This window comes from Novosphingobium sp. 1529, from assembly GCF_040544855.1.
GTDB lineage: Bacteria > Pseudomonadota > Alphaproteobacteria > Sphingomonadales > Sphingomonadaceae > Novosphingobium > Novosphingobium capsulatum.
On record NZ_JBEPKW010000004.1, the window covers coordinates 91,709 to 112,924 of the forward strand.

A 21,216-nucleotide genomic window follows, 5' to 3' on the forward strand; every position below is an offset into this window, starting at 1 on the left:
AAGGGCCTATCAGCGCGAGGTGGAAACGCGATAGACCATGACATGCCGATACGGCTTGCCAGGATCGACGCGCGCGGAAACGAACGACGGGTGGTTGGGCGCATCGGGGAACTTCTGCGGTTCCAGCGCGATGCCATCGCCCATGCGATAGAGGTGGCCCTGCTTGCCGACCAGAGTGCCATCGAGGAAATTGCCGGCATAGAACTGCACGCCCGGCTCGGTGGTCAAGACTTCGAGCACGCGGCCCGAGGCAGGATCTTCCAGCCGCGCGGCAAGGCCCGGCTGCGCCGTCACGCCCTTGTCGAGCGCGAAATTGTGGTCATAGCCACGGCCATAAACGATCTGCTGGTCGCGCCCATCGCGCAGGCCATCGGCGACGCGGCGCCCTTGCGTGAAATCGAACACGGTGCCGGCCACCGGGCGCAATTCACCGGTGGGGATCAGCGTGGCGTCGATCGGCGTAAACGCTTTGGCCGGAATGGTCAGCACATGATCCATCGCGCCCTGCGACGATCCTTCGCCAGCGAGGTTGAAGATGGCGTGGTTGGTCATGTTGATGATCGTGGGCTTGTCGGTGGTCGCTTCGAACGCGATCGTCAGATTGCCCGCCTCGTCCAGCGAATAGGTCACCGTGGCCTTGACCGTGCCGGGATAGCCGGCGTCGCCATCGGGGCTGACATGGCTGAGCACGACGCTGGCCACTGCGCCGGATTTCACCGACACCACTTGCCACACCTGCTTGTCAAAGCCCTTGCCGCCGCCATGCAGGCTGGCTGCCTTTTCATTGAGCGGCAGTTGATAGGCCTTGCCATCGAGCGTGAACTTGCCGCCGGCAATGCGGTTGGCATAGCGGCCCACGGTGACCCCGAAATAGTTGGGGTGATCGACATAGCCAGCGAGGTCGTCATAGCCGAGCAGCACGTCGGCCGGCTTGCCCGCACGATCGGGCACGACCAGCGCCTGCAGCGTGGCGCCATAGCTGAGGATGCGGGCCGAAACGCCATTGGCGGCCTTGAGCGTGACGGCGACGACTTTCTGACCATCGGCCAGCGAACCTGCCGCCTCCTGGCTTGCCTGGGCAGCGTGGGCACCAGAAAACGGCGCAAGCGCCAGCAGCGCGGCAAGGGAAGCGGCCTTGGTGTTCATCCTGGTCTCCATGGTCGGCCTTTCTTGCCCGCTGGGCGGCACGTGAAAACACGTGCGCAGCCATTGACGTGGCCGTACCCGAGCATATAGTCCGACAAATAGAAAGAGCGCAAGCCGGTTCGCAAGCATCATGACGGGATGGCGAGGCCGCGCATTGCCGTTGCACACACACCCCTTCGAGAGAGGATGGACATGCCCCCAGTTGCTTCTTCGGCTGCGGCTTCCGCTGCCCCTGGCGAGGGCTTGCCGCCCGGCGCCAGCTATGGCCGCGCGCTGGCGCTCCTGGCCACGCTGTTCTTCATGTGGGGCTTCATCACGGTCATCAACAACACCCTGCTGCCGCATCTGCGCGCGGTGTTCGACCTCAACTATACCCAGACCACGCTGATCGAATCCGTGTGGTTCATTGCCTATTTCGTCGCCTCGATCCCCTCGGCCAAACTGATCGAGAAGATCGGCTACAAGATGGCGATGGTCACCGGACTGCTGATCATGGCCGCTGGCGCGCTGGGCATGATGGTGGCGGCCTCGATCCCGTCCTATGGCGTCACGCTGGTCATGCTGTTTGTCATCGCCAGTGGCATCACCCTGCTGCAAGTCGCGGCCAATCCCTATGTCGCGGTGGTCGGTCCGGCCGAAACCGCATCTTCGCGGCTCACCCTGGTGCAGGCGCTCAACTCGGCCGGCACGATGCTGGCCCCGCTGTTCGGCGCCTATCTGATCCTCGGCCGCTCCAAAAGCGGGACAGCCACCGCCGCCACCGTGCTGACCCCGGCCGAGCGCCTAGCCGATGCGCATTCGGTGATCCTGCCCTATGGCCTGGTCGCCGCCGTGCTGGTGGTGCTGGCCGTGGTTATCGCGCGCTATCCCTTGCCTGCGATGGGCAGCGCGACCAGCCGCATGGCCGCTGCAGAACGCAAGCATCACTCGCTGTGGGCCCACCGCAACCTGGTGTTCGGCATCCCGGCGATCTTCATCTACCTGATCGCCGAAATCGGCGTGGCCAACCTGTTCGTCAACTTCGTCAGCCAGGGCGACATCGCCAACCTGACGCACGAGCAGGCTGGGCGCTATCTCACCTTTCTGTGGGGCGGGATGATGGTGGGCCGCTTTGCCGGCGGCGCGATCATGCAGAGGGTTCGCGCCGAAACCGTGCTGGCCCTGGCTGCCGTGGGCGCATTCGTGGTGATGATGATTACCGTGTTTACCCACGGGCCCGTGGCGATGTGGGCGCTGATCAGCGTGGGGCTGTTCCACTCGATCATGTTCCCCACGATCTTTACCCTGGGGATCAAGGGCCTTGGCCCGCTGACCGAGGAAGCATCGGGCCTGCTGATCATGGCGATTGCCGGCGGCGCGCTGGTGGTGGTGCAGGGGAAGCTGGCTGATGCCTTTGGCCTGCAGACCTCGTTCCTGCTGACCGCCGCGTGCGAGCTTTACATCATCTTCTACGCACTGTGGGGTGCGAAGACCAAGAAGACAGACTGAGAACTTCCTCCCCGGCACGGGGAGGGGGACCGCGCGAAGCGTGGTGGAGGGGATTGGCCGCATGAAACGGCGTGCAAGGCGTAAGCTCCCCTCCACCAGCCTGCGGCTGGTCCCCCTCCCCGTGCCGGGGAGGATCAGCGGTTTACGGCAGCTTCGATCGCGCTGGCGGTGTCTTCCAGGGCGAGTTGCACCAGAACGCCCATGGCCTGGGCGGCTGCCTCGCCATCGCCTTCGGCAATCGCGTCATAGACGCGCGCATGATCGGGAATGGGGTTGCGTGGCAGTTCGCGGCTGCGCTGCTTGAACCGCGTGGTCCAGTGCACCGCCGCGCCGATGCTGGCTGAGAGCACCATGAGCGCGGCATTGTGGCTGGCGCGCAGCACCGCATCGTGGAAATCACGGTCAGCCGCGCGGCCGGCATCGTTGGTCAGCGTATGCCGCCGCATCGCCGAAAGCGCATCACGGATCGCCTTGAGATCGGCCTTGTCGCGGCGCTGGGCCGCCAGGCGCGCGGCGGCCGGTTCCACCACGGCGCGCAGTTCGAACAGATCGCGCACGAATTGCAGATCGGGTTCGCCGGCAAAGGCCCAGGCGAGCACTTCAGGATCGAGCAGATTCCAGCGGTCGCGCTCCAGCACGCGGGTGCCGGCCTTGGGGCGGCTTGCCACCAGGCCCTTGGCGGTCAGTACCTGGATCGCCTCGCGATAGGCGCTGCGCGACACTTTGAGTTCTTCGGCAAAGGCCACCTCGCCCGACAGGATATCGCCTGGCTGGTATTGGCCCGACAGGATCGCCGTGCCCAGCTTGTGGGCGATGGCCCCATGCAGGCGCCGGCCAGGGCCGCGCGCCGGGCTATCGCGCTCCTCGGCCGCGACACTGTCCGGCGCCGCGCTGTCGGCGGCGCTTCCCATTGCCTTGCCCTTGCGCGATTTGTCCGGGAACTGCCGTTGCGTCACTGTCTCGATCGCCTCCTGTTAAACGTGGGTAGCAGGGAGCGACACGGGGTGAAACGACTATTATTGCGTTTGTCATGCTGGCGGAATATGTCGGAGTAAATAGGGAGAATCCGATGACCGAATTCCGCTCGACCGACGCCCACACCGGGCAGCCCCATGGGCCCGCCCTGGCGGTGCACGGCCTTGACGATGTGGCCCGGCTGTGTACCGCGGCCGAGGCGGCGTTCGACATCTATCGCGCCACGAGCCGCGAAGAGCGCGCCCGCTTCCTGGAAACCATCGCCGAGGAAATCCTTGCCATCGGCGATCCGCTGATCGTGGCCGCCATGCGCGAAAGCGGGTTGCCGCGCGCGCGGCTGGAGGGCGAGCGCGGCCGCACCGTGGGCCAGTTGCGCCTGTTTGCCGGCGTGGTGCGTGCAGGCGCATGGCAGCAGTTGCGCATCGACCCGGCCCTGCCCGATCGCCAGCCCCTGCCCCGCCCCGATCTGCGCCTGCGGATGATCCCGCTTGGCCCGGTGGCGGTGTTCGGCGCGTCCAACTTCCCCTTGGCGTTCTCTACGGCCGGGGGTGATACCGCCTCGGCGCTGGCGGCGGGGTGCCCGGTGGTGGTCAAGGGCCACCCGGCCCATCCCGACACCGGCGCGCAGGTCGCGGGTGCGATTGCCCGCGCGGTGGCCGCATGCGGCCTGCCCGAAGGCGTGTTCGGCCATCTCGTTGGCCCCGGCAACGAACTGGGCGCAGCGCTGGTGGCCGATCCGCGCATGGCCGCTGTCGGCTTTACCGGATCGCGCGGGGGCGGCCTGGCGCTGGCCCGCATTGCGCAACAGCGGGAGGTGCCGATCCCGGTCTATGCCGAAATGTCGAGCATCAACCCGGTCGTGCTGATGCCGGCAGCGCTCGCTGCACGCGGCGCGGCGCTCGGCCAGGCGTTCGTCGCCTCGCTCACCATGGGCGCCGGGCAGTTCTGCACCAACCCCGGCCTGGTACTGGCCATCGCCGGCGAAGGCCTCGACGCCTTCCTGGCCGCCGCGCGCGAGGGCGTGGGCCAGACCCAGCCGCAGACCATGCTGACCAGCGGCATCCACGCCGCCTATGAAGCCGGGGTCAAGGCGCTGGCCACGGCCCCCGGCGTGGAAACCGTGGCGACCGGCCCGATGGGCGAAGGCCCCTGTGGCCAGGCCGCGCTGTTCGTAACCACGGCCCAGGCCTTCCTGGCCGACAAGGCGCTCGGCCACGAAGTGTTCGGCGCCAGTTCAATCGTGGTGACCTGCGCCGATGCGGCCGAGCTGGCCATGGTGCTCAAGGGCCTGGAGGGCCAGCTGACCGCCACCCTGCACATGGACGCTGCCGACGAAGGGCTGGCAGGCGAACTGCTGCCGATCCTGGAGCGCAAGGTCGGCCGCATCCTCGCCAATGGCTGGCCCACCGGCGTCGAAGTGTGCCATGCCATGGTGCACGGCGGGCCGTTCCCGGCCACGTCCGATCCGCGCACCACCTCGGTCGGCAGCCTGGCGATCGATCGCTTCCTGCGCCCGGTCAGCTACCAGAACCTGAGCCAGGCGGTGTTGCCAGCCGAACTGACCGATGCCGCACGCGGCGATGGCGCGCCGCGCCTGATCGACGGCACGCTCACACTCTGATCCCCTTCTCTCGCGAAAGATCCTCTTCCATGGCAACCCGCCTTCTTCAGCATCGCAGCGCCGATGGCACGCGTCGCGTGATCCTGGCCACCGGTGACAGCGCCGTGTTCCTCGACAGCCCCGCGACGGTGCGCGAGCTGGCCCAGGCGGCGATCGCCGCCGGGCACAGCCTGGCCGATGCCGCTGCCGCCCGCGCCGGCAGCCAGGCGGTGGACATCGCCGCCGAGCTCGCCGCCGGCACGCTGCTGCCCGCCATCGATCATGACGACACCGCGCGCGTCTGGTTGACCGGCACCGGGCTTACCCATCTTGGTTCGGCGGAAGGGCGCGACAAGATGCACCGCAATGCCGCGCAGGCCGAAAAACAGACGGATTCGATGCGGATGTTCCTGGAAGGGCTGGAGGGTGGCAAGCCCGCCGCTGGCACCGAAGGGCGACAACCGGAATGGTTCTACAAGGGCGATGGCACGCAACTGGTCGGCCCGGGCCAGCCGCTGACGATGCCGGCCTTTGCCAAGGATGGCGGCGAGGAACCGGAACTGGCCGGGATCTATCTCATCGGCGCAGACGGCACGCCCTGGCGCCTGGGGCTGGCACTGGCCAACGAGTTTTCCGACCATGTGACCGAGCGCCACAACTATCTGTGGCTGGCCCATTCCAAGCTGCGCCAGGCCGCGCTGGGCGCCGAACTGCTGCTGGGCAACCCGCCCGCCGATATTCGCGGCACCAGCTGCGTGCTGCGCGATGGCGCCACGCTGTGGGAAAAGCCGTTCCTTTCGGGCGAAGACAATATGTCGCACAGCCTGGCCAACCTGGAACACCATCACTTCAAATACGGGCTGTTCCGCCGGCCCGGAGACATTCACGTGCATTTCTTCGGCACGGCCACGCTTTCGTTCAGCGACGGGATCAAGACGCAGGAAGGCGACGCCTTCGAAATCGCGGCTGCGCCCTTTGCCCTGCCGCTGCACAATCCACTGGCGCGCGCAGCGCCCGGCCCCGTGCCTTTCGCAGTCAAGGTGCTCTAAACCATGGGCCCGATCCGCATTGCCGTGGTCGGCATGGGCAAGATCGCCCATGACCAGCACCTGCCAGCGATTGCCGGCAACCCGGCCTTTACGCTCGCGGCTACCGTCAGCCGCAGCGACAGCGGCGTAGACGCCGTGCCACATTTCCACACGCTTCAGGCTTTGGTCGATAGCGATGTGGCGATCGATGCCGTGGCGCTCTGCACCCCGCCGCAGGTGCGTTATGATCTGGCGGCGCTGGCGCTGGACAGGGGCCTGCACGTGTTCCTGGAAAAGCCGCCGGGCGCCACCCTGGCCGAAGTCGATGCGCTTGTGGCCCATGCCGCCAAGGCCAGCACCACGCTGTTTGCCTCGTGGCATTCACGCCATGCCGCCGGCGTTGCCCCGGCGCGCGCCTGGCTGGCCGACCGGCAGATCACCGGCGTCAAGGTGATCTGGCGCGAGGATGTGCGCGTGTGGCATCCGGGCCAGGCGTGGATCTGGGAGCCAGGCGGCCTGGGCGTGTTCGATCCGGGGATCAATGCGCTCTCGATCATCACCCATATCCTGCCCGCACCGTTCTTCCTGGCCGAAGCCACGCTGGAAGTACCGGAAAACCGCGCTGCCCCGATTGCGGCAGACCTGCATTTCCGCGATTCTCGCGGCACGGCCATCCACATGGATCTCGATTGGCGCCAGACCGGCCCGCAGAGCTGGGACATCGTGGTGGAGACCGCCGATGGCACGCTGCGCCTTGCCAACGGCGGTGCGGTCCTGACCCTGCCGGGCGAAACCCTGCGCCACGACGACCACGAATATCCTGGCCTCTATGCCCGCTTTGCCGATCTCGTCGCGCAGGGGCAAAGCGATGTCGACACCCGCCCCCTTACCCTGGTGGCCGATGCATTCTTGCGCGGCAAACGGCTGGTGACAGACGCCTTTTTCGATTGATCCCGCCCCCTTCGCAAACAAGGACGCGCCCTCGCATGATCAAGATGCTTCGTTCCGCCGCCGCCGCGCTGCTCGCCGCCACTGCCCTGGCCGCGCCGGCGCTGGCCGATACCGGGGGCACGCCCACCACCGCCACGCTGCACGCCGACAAGCCCGGCCCGACCTATGACCGGCATATCTTCACCCAGTTTGCCGAGCATCTCGGCAACGGCATCTATGGCGGGCTGTGGGTGGGCAACGACAAGTCCATCCCCAACACCAACGGCTTTCGCAACGACGTGGTCGGCGCGCTGCGTGATCTCAAGGTGCCGATGGTGCGCTGGCCTGGCGGCTGCTTTGCCGATGAATACCACTGGCGCGAGGGAATCGGGCCGCAGGCCAAGCGCCCGGTCAAGGTCAATACCAACTGGGGCGGCGTGACCGAGCCCAACAGCGTGGGCACGCACGAATACTTCGAACTGCTCCGCCAGATCGGCGCGGAGGCCTATATCTCGGGCAACGTGGGCAACGGCACCCCGCGCGAAATGGCCGAATGGATCGAATATGTCACCGCGCCGGCCGGCAGCCTGGCTGACGAGCGCGCCCGCAATGGCCACAAGCAGCCCTGGGCCCTGCCCTATTTCGGCATCGGCAACGAGCTGTGGGGCTGTGGCGGCAACATGCGCGCCGAATACGCGGTTGACGAAACACGCCGCTATTCCGCGTTCATCAAGCCCGTGGCCGGCACGCAGATCCTGCGCGTGGCCTCTGGCGCCAATGCGGATGACACCAACTGGACCGAAACGATGATGCGGTCGGCCCGCGACCAGGTCGATGGCCTGTCACTGCATTATTATACCGTGCCTGGCCGTGGCACCTGGCCGCCCAAGGCGCAGCCGGTTGGTTTTGACGAGCACGACTGGGCCGATGCCCTCGCAGGGGCGCGCCGGATCGACGATCTGCTGGCCCGGCACACGGCGATCATGGACAAGTACGATCCGCAAAAGCGCGTGTTCCTGGCAGTGGACGAATGGGGCGCCTGGTATGCCCAGGATGCCGGCACGCACCCCGGCTTCCTGCGTCAGCAGAACAGCCTGCGCGATGCGCTGATCGCCTCGACCACGCTGGACATCTTTGCCCACTATGCCGATCGCGTGCGGCTTTCGGCGATCGCGCAGATGGTCAACGTGCTGCAGGCCATGATCCTCACCGACGGCAAGAAGATGGTGCTGACGCCCACCTATCATGTCTTCATGATGTATCGCCCATGGCAGGATGCCACCGTGCTGCCGATCGACATCGTCACACCGTGGTATGCCAAGGACCAGTTCACGATGCCGGCGGTGAGCGGCTCTGCCGTGCGCGACAAGGCTGGCGTGGTGCACGTGGCCCTGTCCAACCGCGATCCATCCCAGACCAATACGGTGACGATCAAGCTGGATGGCATCGCCGCCGCCAGCGCGAGCGGCCAGGTGCTGACCGGCGCTGCGATCGATGCGCACAATACCTTTGCTGCGCCCGATACCGTGCACCCGATGCCGTTCAGCGCGGCAACGATCCAGAACGGCGTGCTCAGCGTCACGCTGCCCGCCAAGTCGGTCGTGGTGCTCGACCTGCGCTGATCTCGAGCGCGCCTGCTTAAACAAATGGTGCCGGGCCGCTGTCCCGGCCCGGCACCTGGAAGGCCAGCCCGGCATGCGCCGGGCTGGCCTTTTTCCGTTGTGTGGCGATCAGATCTTGAAGCCGAAGCGCACGCCATAGGTGCGCGGCGGCTGGAACTGATAGGTATTGAGGCGCGAGTTGAAGTTCTGCGCCGCGTAGGCGAGCACGACCTTGTCACCCACGTTGCGCACGAAGGCCTGGAGCGTCCAGCGCGCCCCCTCGGGGGCATACTGCAGCGACAGGTTGCCGGTCACATAGGGACGCGACTGCGTGTCATAGGTGTTGAACACCGAGTAGTAGAACGAGGAGCTGTACTTGGCATCGGCGCGCGGGGTCAGCGTGCCACCGAAAGCCGGGATGGCATATTCGATGCCGCCCGAGACAGACAGCTTGGGCGCGTTGGGCAGCTGGTGGCCACCGATGCTCTGCGGCGTGCCACCACCATCGTTGACGGTGATGTTGTCGCCAAACCGGGTGTGCAGCCACGCGGCGTTGAGGTCGATCCGCCCGCCTTGGCCGAACAGGGCCACGGCCTGCGCTTCGGCGCCATAGATCTTGGCCGTACCGACGTTGAACGTGCCGGCCGCGCCATTGAGCGAGTCTGCCGTCTGCGAAGCCTGGTAACCGCGATAGTTGAAGTAGAACGCCGAGGCGTTGAGCTGCAGGCGGTTGCCCATGAAGCGGTTCTTGGTGCCCACTTCAAACGCGTCGAGGGTTTCGGGACCATAGGGGATCGAGGCTGCCGAACCGTTGGAGTTGAACCCGCCCGACTTGTAGCCGCGATCATACTTGGCATAGACCAGCGAATTGCTGGCCGGGGTATAGTCCAGGCCCACGTGCCAGGTCGGCTGCGACTTGGTCATGCGGCCCGCACCATCGGTGAAACCCGTGGTGAAGGGGAAGACAAAGCCCCATTCCGGGAAAGCCAGCGCCGGATAATTGAGCGTGGCGCCGCCGGTGCGCACCTTTTCATCGCGGGTATAGCGCCCGCCGACGGTGAGCTTCCACTGATCACCCAGCTTGTAGGCGATCTGGCCGAACACCGCGTCAGACTTGGTCTTGACGTTGTAATCGAAGTGGATGCCGTAGGTGTTGGAAAAATCCAGGAACGACAGCGGCCCGCCCGGCGCATAAGGGCCGGTCATCGCCAGGTTGTAGATCCCGGAATTGATCGTGTTGGTTTCCTGGAAGTGGAACAGGCCAACCTGGAAGAACAGCGGGTTGTTCGACCCGTTGGACAGGCGCACTTCGTGGTTCCAGGTGGTCGGCGCCTCATTCTGGATGAAATTGCGGATCGCCGGATAGGCGGGGCCGGTGGCATCGAGCTTGTGCGCCCAGGTCTGCTTGTCCCAGCCGCCAGCATAGGTCAGCGTCAGGTCGCCGGCAAAGTTGGCCACGGTGCCTTCCCAGCGGATGCGATCGCCCTTTACCCGGTTAGACGTGAGCGCCTGGTTGGGAAAGCTGCGCGCGTCGCCGAAATCGGGGCGTGTGCCCAGCGCCGCAACCATCGCCACGTCGCCCACGTTGCGGATGTCGTCATGCTGGTACGACGCCCAGAGCTTGACGTTGTCGGTCGGCTTCCACTGCAGCTGTACGCGGCCGGACGAGGTGTTTTCATCATCCCCGTCTAGGTTGATGCCGGTGAGGTGGCGATAGCCGTCGTGCTGGCGATGGATGCCCGAGAAGCGCACCGCGAGGGTGTCGGTCAGCGGCACGTTGCCGCCGGCTTCCACGTTGAGCGCGCGATAGTTGCCCACTTCGAACGAGCCATAGGCGCCCGCCGTGTCGCTGGGGCGGTTGGTGATCAGCGAGATCAGGCCGCCGGTGGAATTGCGGCCGTTGAGGGTGCCCTGCGGGCCTTTGAGCACTTCGATGCGGGCGATGTCGTACATCGAGGTGCCGATGGAGAACGAGCGGTTGGTATAGAACCCGTCGCGCGCGATCGGCACGGAAGGATCGCCGATTTCGGTCACGTCGGTCGACGCGATGCCGCGCACGGCGACATAGGCCGAACCCGAGCTGGTGCTGAGATTGACGCTGGGATCGACCGTCGCGAGCGACTGGACGTTGCTGATGCCCTTCTGGGCCAGATCCGCACCGGTATAGACGGTCAAGGCCACAGCAGTCTTCTGCGCCGAGCTTTCGGTGCGGTTGGCCGTGACGACGATTTCAGCAAGGCCGTCACTGTTGCCGCCCGTGCTGCTGGCAGCGTCTTGCGGCGCGGCGCCATCCTGCGCGTGCGCAACCGTGGCAATCGTAGGCATGCTGGCACCGATCAACAGTGCCGCGATCAGGCGGTTCATCCGACGTCCTCCCCTTTTGAGCATGGCGAGATCGTGACTCGCCATTTATAAAATCAAAATGCTGGTTCTTATTATGGCGGATGGAATTTCCGGTCAAGATGGTTTGACGCAGATCAACCGCTCGGCATTTTATCGTTCTTTTTCAGTATTTTGATCCATAAAAAACCACATCTTGACACAGCGGCCCGGGAAAGCGATACGAAGATCAATAAGAACTAAAGTTCTAATTACGGCGTGGCGCCTGCCCGCCGCTGGGGAGAGCCATGATCACCACCGCCTTCGTTCCGCGCCACGCCACCGGGCCGGCCACAACGGCGCCGGCAGTGTCCCGCAGCCGCCAGCGCGCGGGCCTCGCGCCGGCCGCGCCAGTTCCATCCCGTTCCCTTTCCCAGCGCGCAGCCCTTCGCTGCCGCCCCTCCTGACGGAGCCATGAAAGCCATGTCCAAGATCCAACGGGGCGTCAGCCTCTACTCGTTTCAGGAAGAGCTCTTCCTGGGCACCATGAGCGTGGAGGACTGCATCGCGTTTGGCAGTTCGATCGGCGCCAAGGGCATCGAAATCCTGCCCGAGCAGAACATGCCCGAATTCCCCAACCTGAGCGATGCCGATGTGGCGCGCTGGCAGGACATGCTGGCCCGCCATGGCGCGCATTTCACCTGCTATGACATGTTCCTCGATACCAAGCTGCGCAAGGATCGCCCGATGAGCGATGCCGAGCAGGTGGAAAGCATCGTGCGCGACATCAAGCTGGCCAGCCGACTGGGCATTCGCAACATGCGCGTGCTGGTGTTCGTGCGGCCCGATATCCTGGCGGCCTGCGTGCCCTATGCCGAGCAGTATGACGTGCACCTGGGCGTGGAAGTGCATGCACCCTGGCATCTCGAACATGCCTGGATCCTGCGCACGATCGACGAGGCAGACCGCCTGGGCACCCGTCACCTGGGCATCCTGCCCGATATGGGCATCTTCATGAAGCATTATCCGCCGGCCTTCCGCGCGCGCTTTGAACGCCAAGGCGCGCGGCCCGAAGTGACGCAGTTCATCGTGGACAGCCACGAGGCCAAGATCATGGCCGAATACACGATCTACGAAGTGGCCGTGAAGATGGGCGGCAACAAGGCCGAGGTGGCCATGGCCGAGACCCTGCGCCATGCCCCCTATGCCAACCCCAAGCGGATCGGCAATTACGCCCCCTATTTCCGGCACATCCAGGCCAAGTTCTATGAAATGGACGAGGACTGCACCGACCCGTCGATCGCCTATGACGAGGTCATCCCCGAACTCGTCAAGTGCGGCTGGGAAGGAACCCTGTCGAGCGAATACGAAGGCAACCGCTGGATCCAGGACGTGCACCCGGTGGACAGCCGCGAGCAGGTGCGCCGCCAGCATGTGATGTTCGAGCGCCTGATCGACCAGGCAGAAGCCGCATTCGGCGCCAAGGAGACCGTGTGATGTTCGACAAGTACCTGATCGATGCCGCCACGGTGCGCAACATCGGCCCGGCGGAGGCGCCGACCGGCTTCGCGTTCGAGGCCAAGCTGGGCTATTACCGCGGCCTGACCCTGTCGATGATCGAAGAACTGGCGATCACGCTCGATGGCGTGGAACTGCCGCGTGAAGCGGTGCAGTTCGATGAGGGCCAAGGCCCGATCACGCTGGATGCCATGGAAACCGCCTATGACCGGCGCTGGGCGTTCGGTACGCCCGCCACGATCATCGTCAACCATCCCGGCGGCTTGCCGGCGGGCGAACACACCCTCGCGCTGCGTCAAAAGCTGCGCGTGTCCTACCTGCCCTTCCCCGCCTTCAACACCGACGAAAAGACGGTGCAAACGGCCTGAAAGGATAACGACGCCATGCATGCTGCCATCAAACCTGCGCTGGCCCTGGCCCTGTTCACCGGTGCGATGGCAGCATCGCATGCCGTTGACGCCAAGCCCACAGCGCCGCACCACGTCACCGCGGCCACCGCTGCTGCGCGCGAAACCGCCCGCAACCGGGCGATCATCACTGACTTTGCCCGCCGCTTCTATACCCTGCGGCAAGTACGCAGCGCGTTCGAAGCCTATGTCGCGCCGGATTATATCCAGCACAATCCCGGGCTTGGCGATGGGCGCGAGGCGGCCATCGCGGCGCTCACACCGATGTTTTCCGACCCCGGGCACAGCTTTTCGATCCGCCACATCGTGGTCGATAGCGATCTGGCGGCGATCCACATCTTCGTAAAGCCCGACCCGGCAGCGCGCGGCGCGGCCGTTGCCGATTTCTATCGCCTGAAAGATGGAAAGATCGTCGAGCACTGGGACGTGATCCAGCCCATCCCCGAAAAGGCCGCCAACCCTCATCCGATGTTTTGATCGCCAGGCAGGCAAACGCGGAGCCGGCGAACCCCGCGCCGCCCGGAAATGCGTCTAGACAAACAATAATAATAGTTCTAATTCTAAATAGCATCAGCCGCAGCGCGATCGGGGGGCACAGGCGTGTTCCGAAAGTCCACGCCGGCTGCGCCGACTTTTTGGGGAGAGATCATGCGTTTTTCCGTGTTCCTGAATGCCCGTTCGATGAGCCCGGCCGAGGATGGCCGGTTGATCACCGACCTGATCGGCCACGCCGAACAGGCCGCCGCCAACGGGTTCGAGGCGATCTTCATGCCCGACCACCACTTCAACGGCTATATGCCGGTGGCGAGCGACAGCTTCATCCTGGCCGGCTATCTCGCCGCGCGCCTGCCGCAGATGCATTTCGGCTTTTCGGTGGTGTCGGTGCCGCTGCACCATCCCGTGCGCTTTACCGAGCGCGTCAACGTGCTCGATCATCTGACCAAGGGCAAGCTGCTGGTCGGCGTCGGTTCGGGCACCACGCCTGAGGAAATGATCGGCTTCAACGTCAACTACAAGGACGCCGGCCCGCTCGCCGAAGCCAATCTTGCCGTGGCCGAGGAGCTGTGGGCCAAGCGCATGGATGATCCTGCGGTGCGGATCGACAACGGGCCCTACCAGGGCCGCGTGCTGCAACGCATCACCCCCTCGCCCTATGGCGAACAGCATGCCCGGCTGATGCCGGTGGCGATGAAGGAAAGCAGTGCCCGCCGCGCCGCCCGCCATGGCTGGCCGGCCTTCATCCCCGCGTTCACCCCGCCCAAGATCGGCGGCACCGAACCGTTCACGCATGTGAAAAAGTACTTCGACATCTACAAGGGCCTGCTGCTGGAAGCCGGGCACAGCGATGACGTCGTCAAGGATGCGCTGTCGTGGACGACGCATACCTATCAGGCGGTGCACGTGGCCGAGACCGACGAGCAGGCGCGCGAGGAACTCATGGTGATCCTGCGTTCCTACCAGGACGCGATCGAACGCGAGGCCGAATTCAACGCCCGCGCCGAAAACGATGAAGCCAACACCAAGACCGACCGCACCCCCAACGCACTGACCGACGACTGGATCGGCACCTGGTGCCTCTATGGCTCGCCCGAAACGGTGATCGAGCATCTGCGCCCTTATGCCGAACTGGGCATCGGCAACGTGCTGTGCGGCACCACCACCGGGCCGCTGACCGCCGAGCGTCTGCGTCTGGGCCAGCAGACGCTTGACCTGATGGGCAGCAAGGTCATCCCGGCCCTCAAGGGAGTGTGAAGGCCATGAAGATCGTGGGGATCGGCGGAACCCTGCGCGATGGCTCCAGCACCGAACGCCTGGTGGCGGCGGTGCTGGACGCGTGCGCAAGCATGGGCGCCCAGACGCAGATGTTCGGTGGCAGCGCCTTGAAGGCCCTGCCCCATTTCAACCCGGAAAGCACCGAACGCACCACGGGCGAGCGCGCCATGGTCGATGCCGTGCGTGATGCCGATGCCGTGGTGATCGGTTCACCCGGCTATCACGGTGGGGTTTCGGGCCTGGTCAAGAATGCCATCGACCTGCTCGAAGACTTGGCGCGCGACGCACGCCCCTATTTCGACGGGCGCCCGGTCGGGCTGGTGGTGAGCGCCGCCGGCTGGCAGGCCACTGGCGTGACCCTGGCCGCGTTGCGCGGCATTACCCATGCCATGCGCGGCTGGCCCACCCCGCTGGGCATTGCCGTCAACACCGTGGCGCAAAAACCATTCGCCGCCGATGGCAGCCTGGCCGATCCCGAAATCGCCGCAGCCGTTGCCATGCAGGCCCGCCAGATCATGCAATTTGCCAAAGGTGCCGCATGACGCTTTCCCTTGCCGACGCCGCCCGCCTCACGGCCGGCGCCACGATGTGGACCACGGGCGCCGTTCCCGAACGCAATGCCCGCAGCCTGATGCTGGCCGATGGCCCGATGGGCGTGGCCAGCGGCCGGGTGGACGAACGCGACGTTTCCGTGCTCACCCCCGCCCCAGTGGCGCAGGGCGCCAGCTGGGATCTCGATCTCGTGGCGCAGATGGGCGCGCTGGTGGGCAACGATGCCATCACCATGGGTGTCGACGCGCTGCTTGCACCCAACGTCAACATGGCGCGCAGCCCGCTCGCCGGGCGGGCGTTCGAATACTATTCGGAAGATCCGCTGCTTACCGGGCTGTGCGGCGCGGCCTGGGTGCGCGGCATCCAGTCCACCGGCACCGCTGCCGTGGCCAAGCACTTTGTCTGCAACGACAGCGAGACCCAGCGCGACACGATGAACTGCGTGGTGGACGATGCCACGCTGCGCCAGGTCTATCTGCTGCCATTCGAAATGGCCTGCGCCGCCGGCTGCGGCGGGATCATGACGGCCTACAACCACGTCAACGGCGATTGGTGTGCGCAGGCTTCGGGCCCGCTGGCCATCGTGCGCGATGAATGGGCCTATGGCGGCGTGCTGATGAGCGATTTCTTCGCCACGCATTCCACCGCGGCCACGCTCAACGCCGGGCTGGACCTGGAAATGCCCGGCCCCGCCCGCTTCCTGGGTGCCAAGGCGGAAGATGCCGTGGCCCAAGGCCTGGTCAGTGCAGACCGTGTGCAGGACGCCGCCGAACGAGTGATCCGCTTCAACCAGCGTTTTGGCGGCGCCAAGACACCCGCCACGCTCGATAGCGAGGAACTGCTCACCGCCGGCGCTGCGGCAGGCTTCGTGCTGCTGCGCAACGATGGCCTGCTGCCGCTCGCGCCGACGATTCGCACGCTGGCGGTAATCGGCCCCAATGCCACCGCGCCGTGCTATCAGGGCGGCACCTTTGCCCGCATCGCCGTGACCCCGGATGCGCTCACGCCGCTCGAAGCGATTACCGCCACGCTGGGTCAGCACATGGCGATCGTCCATGAACCGGGAGTCGATCCCCAGCCACGCCTTCCCGCCATGCCGGTGACCCCGGCGATGGACCTGGGCGATGGCTGCACGACCGGCCTGACCGTGGAATACTTCGCCGGACACGATCTCACCGCAGAACCACTCTCGCGTGAGACGCGGGCGACCAATTCGCTGGTCTGGTTCCATGGCGTGCACGATCAGGGCCGCTTCAACGAGACCGGCGCCGTGCGTGCCAGCGGCTGGTATGTCGCGTCTGGCGATGGCGCGCATCGCTTCTATGCCGGGGCAACCGGCCCGGTGGTGCTCAAGGTCGATGGGGTCGAAATCGTCCGCCGCGATGTCCAGCCGGCAGCGTCCGACATCATGGGCGTGCTCAAGGCCGGCGATGCCGCTGAAGGCGTGGTGACGCTTCGCGCCGGGCAACGCGTGCTGGTCGAGGTGGAACTGCGTTACGCCCCGGCCCGCGTGCAAGGCCTATGGTATGGTGTGCGGGCGCCCGATACGCCCGATGCCATGCTCGCCCGCGCCATTGCCGCGGCAGCCCAGGCCGATGCCGTGGTGCTGATGCTGGGCGAAACCGCCGATGCCAGCGTGGAAAGCAAGGACCGCAGCGATACCCGGCTCGATCCGGCGCAGTTGCACCTGGCCCAGGCCGTGCGCGCGGCCAATCCGCGCACGGCGATCGTTGTCAACGTCGGCCACGCGTTTGACGCCAGCTTTGCCACGGATGCCGCCGCGTTGCTGGTGGCCTGGTATCCGGGGCAGAACTTCGGCAAGGCCCTGGCCGACGTGCTGATCGGCACGCGCGAACCCGGTGGCCGCCTGCCGATGACCCTGGCGGCGCAAGAGGCCGATTATCCCGCCTATGGCCTGACGCCTGATGACGGGGGTGACCTGCGCTATGATGACGGGTTGCTGGTTGGCTATCGCGGCTTCAAGGCGCAGGGCAAGGCCGCGCTGTTTCCGCTTGGTGCCGGCATGGGCTATACCAGCTTTGCCCTGGGCGAGGCCCGCGTCGCCGATGGCCGGATCGTGGTGGAGGTGACCAACACCGGCACCCGCGCCGGCAGCGAGGTGATCCAGGCCTATCTGGCGCAAAGCCCCTATGCCCTGGTCGGCTTCGCCAAGCTGCACCTGGCGCCGGGCGAAAGCGCGACCGCCACGATCGAGCCCAGCCCCTATATCCTGCGCAGCGTGCCGGGCAGCGATGCCGTGCCGCTGGTGATAGGGCGCAACGCACAGGACGCCGCTGTCACGCTACGCCTGCCGCGCTAGGCACAGCCAGCAGCGGCAGCAGATAGGCCCGGAATGCCCATGTGGCGTTCCGGGCCTTTTGCCGTGGTGCCTATCCGCGCCAAGGCGCTTTCAAAGCTGACGCAAAAAGGCCCCGTCCGGTTTCCCGGCGGGGCCTTGTTTGATGCGCTTGGCGCAGGACTGCTTAGTGGGTCAGCCCGGCAATTGCGCTGTCGACCAGCGCGCGGTCAGCATCGGCGCCGTGGCGGGCAGCGATGATCTGGCCGGCCGCCGAAGCAGCAGCAGCAGCGGCCGTGGCGCGCAGATCGTCAACCGCGGCGCGTTCGGCAGCGGCGATCTTGTCCGAAGCCATCTTCTCGCGGCGGGCAATGACCTCGCGGGTATCGGCTTCGGCCTTGGCCACGATCGCGGCGGATTCGGTGCGCGCATGCTCGAGCATGGCGGCCGCGTCCTTTTCCGCGTTGGCGATGCGCGCGGCGTATTCGGCACGCAGCGCTTCGGCTTCGGCACGCAGCGCCTTGGCATCGGCCAGTTCGCGGCGGATCGCGGCGATCTGGTTGTCGAGGCCCTTGGTGATCGTGCCCGGCACCTTCTTCCACGCCAGGATCAGCAGGAAGACGAACATGGCAGCGGCAACGATCGCGCCGGCACCGATGCCGTGGATGGTGGGTTCGGCTGCTTCATGGCCGCCGGCGTGCTGTTCGACCGTGGCGGTCGTGGCGGTCGCGTTAGCCATGAGCGAGCACTCCCTGCACCGCACCGCGCGCGTCTTCGGCCGAAACCGAAAGGCCCGCCAGGCGGCTGACGATATCCTGCGCGGCCTGCGCGGCCACGTCTTGCACCTCCCCCTGCGCTGCGGCACGGGCGGCGGCAATGCGCGCCTCTGCTGCGGCAGTGGTTTCCTCGATCCGCGCCGATGCGGCATCGAGAGCAGCCTGCGTGTTGCGGGCAGCCTCGGCCTTGGCGGCGGCGATCAGGTCATGCGCCTGGGCGCGCTGTTTGCCTTCGGCAATGCGCCAGGCCTGTTCTTCGGCGTCGGCGGCGGCCCGGGCGGCTTCTGCCGCGCCAAGATCGTCGGCGATCTGCTTGTTGCGCTGGTCGATCGTCGACACCACGCCCGGGAGCATGCCCCGGCCGATGACGAAGAAGACCAGGCCAAAGCACACCAGCAGCCAGAAGATCTGGCTGGCATAGGTAGCGGCGAGTTGGGCTATCTGGGGCATCGCGTTGGTCCGCGCTTCCTGTCTGTCGTTCTGGCCGGCCGGGTTTTACGCCGGCCGGATGTCAATCAATGGTCCGCTTCGCTGCCTCAGGCAACGAAGATCAGGATCATCGCAACGACGAACGAGAGCAGGCCCAGAAGTTCGGCGGCGGCGAAGCCGATGAACAGACGACCCTGCTGGCCATCAGCGGCGCCCGGATTACGCAGCGCGCCTTCGAGGAACTTGGCGAAAACGTTGCCCACGCCCAGCGAGGCCAGACCGGCGCCAATGGCAGCGAGACCAGCGCCGAGAAGCTTTGCGCTCTGTGCGTCCATGATAAAAACTCCCTCTTTGTCGTAAACCGGTGTGAAGCGGTATCAGGTGGTGGTGACGGTCAGTGAAGGTTTTCCGCGTCGTTGAGATAGACGCAGGTAAGCAGGGCAAAAACGTAGGCCTGGATGCCGGCAACCAGCAGTTCCAGCGCGCAGATGCCGATCATCAGCAGGAAGCTGGGCACGCCGGCCAGGAAGAAGGTGCCCACGCCCGCATTGGTGCCCGAGATGACAAAGCCCGAGAGCACTTCGAGGAGCACGTGGCCGGCCATCATCGCGACGAACAGTCGCAGGCCGAGCGAGAACGGACGCACCAGGAACGAGATCAGCTCGATCGGGAAGATCACCGGCACCATCACCGCCGGCGTGCCATGGGGCACGAACAGCGAGAAGAAGTGGAAGCCGTGCTTGGCAAAGCCCACGATCAGCACGATCGCAAAGCTCATGATCGCCAGCACACCGGTCACGGTAAAGTGGCTGGTGGCGGTAAAGGGATGGATGCCGACCAGCGCCAGCGGCAGCAGGCCGAGCAGGTTGGCAAACAGGATGAACGTGAACAGCGAGAACACGTAAGGCAGGTACTTGCGGCCCGCGTCACCGATGTTGGACTGCAGCAGCGTGTCGACAAAGCCGGTCAGACCTTCGACAGCCATCTGCCAGCGGCCCGGAACCTGGGCCTTCTTGGCGCCACCACCCACGAACACGATCAGCACCAGGGTGGTGATGACCATCCACAGCGCCGAGTTGGTGAAAGCAATGTTATGACCGGCAATCGCCCAATGATCGGTGCCAAACAGCGGCTCGATCGTAAATTGGTGTACCGGATCGACCTTTCCTTCGGCCACAGTGCTTGTCCCCGTTACGCGCAAAAACACCAAGGCGCCCCCTGCTCCGGCCAGTGTAATGGCCGGAAACCCATCGGATGCAAAGACCCGATCAGGAACGCCCGTTCGAGATCCTGATGATATTGCGGAAGGCCACGCCCATCCCCACAAACAGCATCACCAGAAGCCCCCATGGTCGCGTTCCGGCAAACTGGTCTATGACCCAGCCAATGAACGCGCCGCCCGCAAGCCCGCCGATCAGGTCGGCCAAGACCCGGTTGCCCATGCGATAGTTCGCGTCGGACTTTGCCTGGTCTGGCGTTGGCCTGCGCACCTGTTCCTTCTGGCGTGCAGCATCAAGCCGCGCGTTCAGGTTGGAAAGGCGTGCATCCTCACCGATGGGCTCTGCGTCGGTCTGTTCGTCACTCATGCCATGCTCCGCCAAAGGATCGGACAGGGTATGTCCGTTCACCCAACAGGGCATATCATGCGCAACGGCATCCCGCCGAGGGCGCCTGCCCCTTAGGCGGGGGGTTTTCCCGAGTCAACCGCCGTGCGCCGAACTTGCCACAGTTGCACGCATACGTTTGCGTCAATCTTGCGACATACCAATCGCAAGGCACTGGAAAGACGACATTTTCACAGACAGCGCGAATCCCGCTGCGGCGGCGCGCTGGTGCGGGTCTGCCAGGTACCATTGGGCGCCTGATACTTCTCGCCCGGCTGGGTCTGGGCAATCAGCAGACAGCCCGAGGTAAAGGCATATTCCTCCACCGTGGCCTTCTGGGCCTGGGCCTTTTCGGAATAGACCGCCCGGCGCTTGAGATTGATATCCTCGACCACCGCCTTGAGCGCGGGGCTCGGCGGGGTGACGTAGCCGAGATAGCCATCCATCTTCTCGCCCACCTGGCCGGCGGAACGCGCGGCGGCATAGGCCGGATCGCGCTGCGCCAGCGCGGCCACGGGGGCGATCGCCAGCGGCAAAGCCACGGCGGCGGCAATGAGGGCGGAAAAAGCAGTGGTGCGTGCCATCTCAGAAGATGTCCTTGTTCTTGTCGATCGTCTGGCTGGCATCCCCGGCCAGGCGATAGACGACTTCCTGCTTGATATTGATATTCAGCTCGATGACGATCGGCTTGTCTGGCGCCTTGACGGAAATGCATCCGCCCAGCGTTGCGGCAAACCCTGCCAGCGCGCCTGCGGCCAGAACCTTGCGCCTCAC

Annotated in this window: 21 protein-coding genes; 11 read left to right on the top strand and 10 right to left on the bottom strand. The window is 65.5% G+C overall.

Annotation, left to right across the window (positions count from 1 at the left end; genetic code table 11):
• Positions 1-9: 9 nt before the first annotated feature.
• Positions 10-1,146: an aldose epimerase family protein gene (locus ABIC78_RS10725; protein WP_412103042.1), complete on the bottom strand. Its 1,137-nt coding sequence runs from the start codon at positions 1,144-1,146 to the stop codon at positions 10-12.
• A 192-nt stretch (positions 1,147-1,338) separates the two neighbouring features.
• Here ABIC78_RS10725 and ABIC78_RS10730 point away from each other — a divergent pair, with 192 nt between their 5' ends.
• Positions 1,339-2,634, top strand: a complete 1,296-nt coding sequence (locus ABIC78_RS10730) for a sugar MFS transporter (RefSeq protein WP_354489588.1) — start codon at positions 1,339-1,341, stop codon at positions 2,632-2,634.
• Between the two features lie 134 nt (positions 2,635-2,768).
• Here ABIC78_RS10730 and ABIC78_RS10735 read toward each other — a convergent pair whose 3' ends face one another.
• Positions 2,769-3,545, bottom strand: a complete 777-nt coding sequence (locus ABIC78_RS10735; protein WP_354489590.1) for a FadR/GntR family transcriptional regulator — start codon at positions 3,543-3,545, stop codon at positions 2,769-2,771.
• Between the two features lie 158 nt (positions 3,546-3,703).
• On the opposite strand from ABIC78_RS10735, the gene ABIC78_RS10740 reads away from it, so the two are divergent.
• Genes ABIC78_RS10740 through ABIC78_RS10755 form a run of 4 tightly spaced genes read left to right on the top strand, consistent with a single transcriptional unit; the run spans position 3,704 to position 8,789 of the window.
• Complete coding sequence (locus tag ABIC78_RS10740) at positions 3,704-5,230, top strand: aldehyde dehydrogenase (NADP(+)) (protein WP_354489592.1); 1,527 nt, start codon at positions 3,704-3,706, stop codon at positions 5,228-5,230.
• 29 nt (positions 5,231-5,259) lie between these two features.
• Positions 5,260-6,258: an AraD1 family protein gene (gene araD1, locus ABIC78_RS10745; protein WP_354489594.1), complete on the top strand. Its 999-nt coding sequence runs from the start codon at positions 5,260-5,262 to the stop codon at positions 6,256-6,258.
• A gap of 3 nt (positions 6,259-6,261) precedes the next feature.
• The gene (locus ABIC78_RS10750; protein WP_354489596.1) at positions 6,262-7,188 is read left to right on the top strand and encodes a Gfo/Idh/MocA family protein; all 927 of its coding nucleotides are present in this window, start codon (positions 6,262-6,264) and stop codon (positions 7,186-7,188) included.
• Positions 7,189-7,223: 35 nt separating this feature from the next.
• Positions 7,224-8,789, top strand: a complete 1,566-nt coding sequence (locus ABIC78_RS10755; protein WP_354489598.1) for an alpha-N-arabinofuranosidase — start codon at positions 7,224-7,226, stop codon at positions 8,787-8,789.
• Between the two features lie 108 nt (positions 8,790-8,897).
• On the opposite strand, the gene ABIC78_RS10760 is transcribed toward ABIC78_RS10755, so the two are convergent.
• Complete coding sequence (locus ABIC78_RS10760) at positions 8,898-11,132, bottom strand: TonB-dependent receptor (RefSeq protein ID WP_158271859.1); 2,235 nt, start codon at positions 11,130-11,132, stop codon at positions 8,898-8,900.
• Positions 11,133-11,570: 438 nt separating this feature from the next.
• On the opposite strand from ABIC78_RS10760, the gene ABIC78_RS10765 reads away from it, so the two are divergent.
• The 6 genes from ABIC78_RS10765 (at position 11,571) to ABIC78_RS10790 (ending at position 17,657) form a co-directional block, all read left to right on the top strand.
• Positions 11,571-12,584, top strand: a complete 1,014-nt coding sequence (locus ABIC78_RS10765; RefSeq protein ID WP_107715702.1) for a sugar phosphate isomerase/epimerase family protein — start codon at positions 11,571-11,573, stop codon at positions 12,582-12,584.
• On the top strand, positions 12,584-12,973 hold the full coding sequence (locus tag ABIC78_RS10770) for a C-glycoside deglycosidase beta subunit domain-containing protein (protein ID WP_022677871.1): 390 nt from the start codon (positions 12,584-12,586) through the stop codon (positions 12,971-12,973). Before ABIC78_RS10765 ends, ABIC78_RS10770 begins: the two co-directional genes overlap by 1 nt.
• A gap of 15 nt (positions 12,974-12,988) precedes the next feature.
• Positions 12,989-13,489, top strand: coding sequence for a nuclear transport factor 2 family protein (locus ABIC78_RS10775; protein WP_354489602.1), 501 nt, complete (start codon positions 12,989-12,991; stop codon positions 13,487-13,489).
• 171 nt (positions 13,490-13,660) lie between these two features.
• A complete protein-coding gene (locus ABIC78_RS10780; protein ID WP_354489605.1) occupies positions 13,661-14,764 on the top strand; it encodes an LLM class flavin-dependent oxidoreductase in 1,104 nt (367 codons plus the stop codon).
• Between the two features lie 5 nt (positions 14,765-14,769).
• Entirely contained in the window at positions 14,770-15,327 is a 558-nt protein-coding gene (locus ABIC78_RS10785; RefSeq protein WP_354489607.1) for an NADPH-dependent FMN reductase, read from the top strand.
• Positions 15,324-17,657 carry a glycoside hydrolase family 3 C-terminal domain-containing protein gene (locus ABIC78_RS10790; protein ID WP_354489609.1) on the top strand — a complete coding sequence of 778 codons (2,334 nt, stop codon included), beginning with the start codon at positions 15,324-15,326 and terminating at the stop codon, positions 17,655-17,657. The genes ABIC78_RS10785 and ABIC78_RS10790 overlap by 4 nt, the downstream gene beginning before the upstream one ends.
• A 163-nt stretch (positions 17,658-17,820) precedes the next feature.
• Here the strand turns inward: ABIC78_RS10790 and ABIC78_RS10795 are convergent, their stop codons facing one another.
• The 7 genes from ABIC78_RS10795 to ABIC78_RS10825 form a co-directional block, all read right to left on the bottom strand.
• Positions 17,821-18,372: a F0F1 ATP synthase subunit B family protein gene (locus ABIC78_RS10795; protein ID WP_309804096.1), complete on the bottom strand. Its 552-nt coding sequence runs from the start codon at positions 18,370-18,372 to the stop codon at positions 17,821-17,823.
• Positions 18,365-18,859 carry a F0F1 ATP synthase subunit B family protein gene (locus ABIC78_RS10800; RefSeq protein ID WP_022677865.1) on the bottom strand — a complete coding sequence of 165 codons (495 nt, stop codon included), beginning with the start codon at positions 18,857-18,859 and terminating at the stop codon, positions 18,365-18,367. The genes ABIC78_RS10795 and ABIC78_RS10800 overlap by 8 nt, the downstream gene beginning before the upstream one ends.
• Positions 18,860-18,945: 86 nt before the next feature.
• On the bottom strand, positions 18,946-19,173 hold the full coding sequence (locus tag ABIC78_RS10805; protein ID WP_022677864.1) for a F0F1 ATP synthase subunit C: 228 nt from the start codon (positions 19,171-19,173) through the stop codon (positions 18,946-18,948).
• Between the two features lie 59 nt (positions 19,174-19,232).
• On the bottom strand, positions 19,233-20,015 hold the full coding sequence (locus ABIC78_RS10810; RefSeq protein WP_022677863.1) for a F0F1 ATP synthase subunit A: 783 nt from the start codon (positions 20,013-20,015) through the stop codon (positions 19,233-19,235).
• 91 nt (positions 20,016-20,106) lie between these two features.
• Positions 20,107-20,424: an AtpZ/AtpI family protein gene (locus ABIC78_RS10815; RefSeq protein ID WP_022677862.1), complete on the bottom strand. Its 318-nt coding sequence runs from the start codon at positions 20,422-20,424 to the stop codon at positions 20,107-20,109.
• 209 nt (positions 20,425-20,633) lie between these two features.
• Positions 20,634-21,026 (bottom strand): YdbL family probable chaperone protein, encoded by a 393-nt coding sequence (locus ABIC78_RS10820; RefSeq protein ID WP_022677861.1) that lies wholly within the window; start codon positions 21,024-21,026, stop codon positions 20,634-20,636.
• Position 21,027: 1 nt separating this feature from the next.
• Positions 21,028-21,216 carry a YnbE family lipoprotein gene (locus ABIC78_RS10825; RefSeq protein WP_309804093.1) on the bottom strand — a complete coding sequence of 63 codons (189 nt, stop codon included), beginning with the start codon at positions 21,214-21,216 and terminating at the stop codon, positions 21,028-21,030.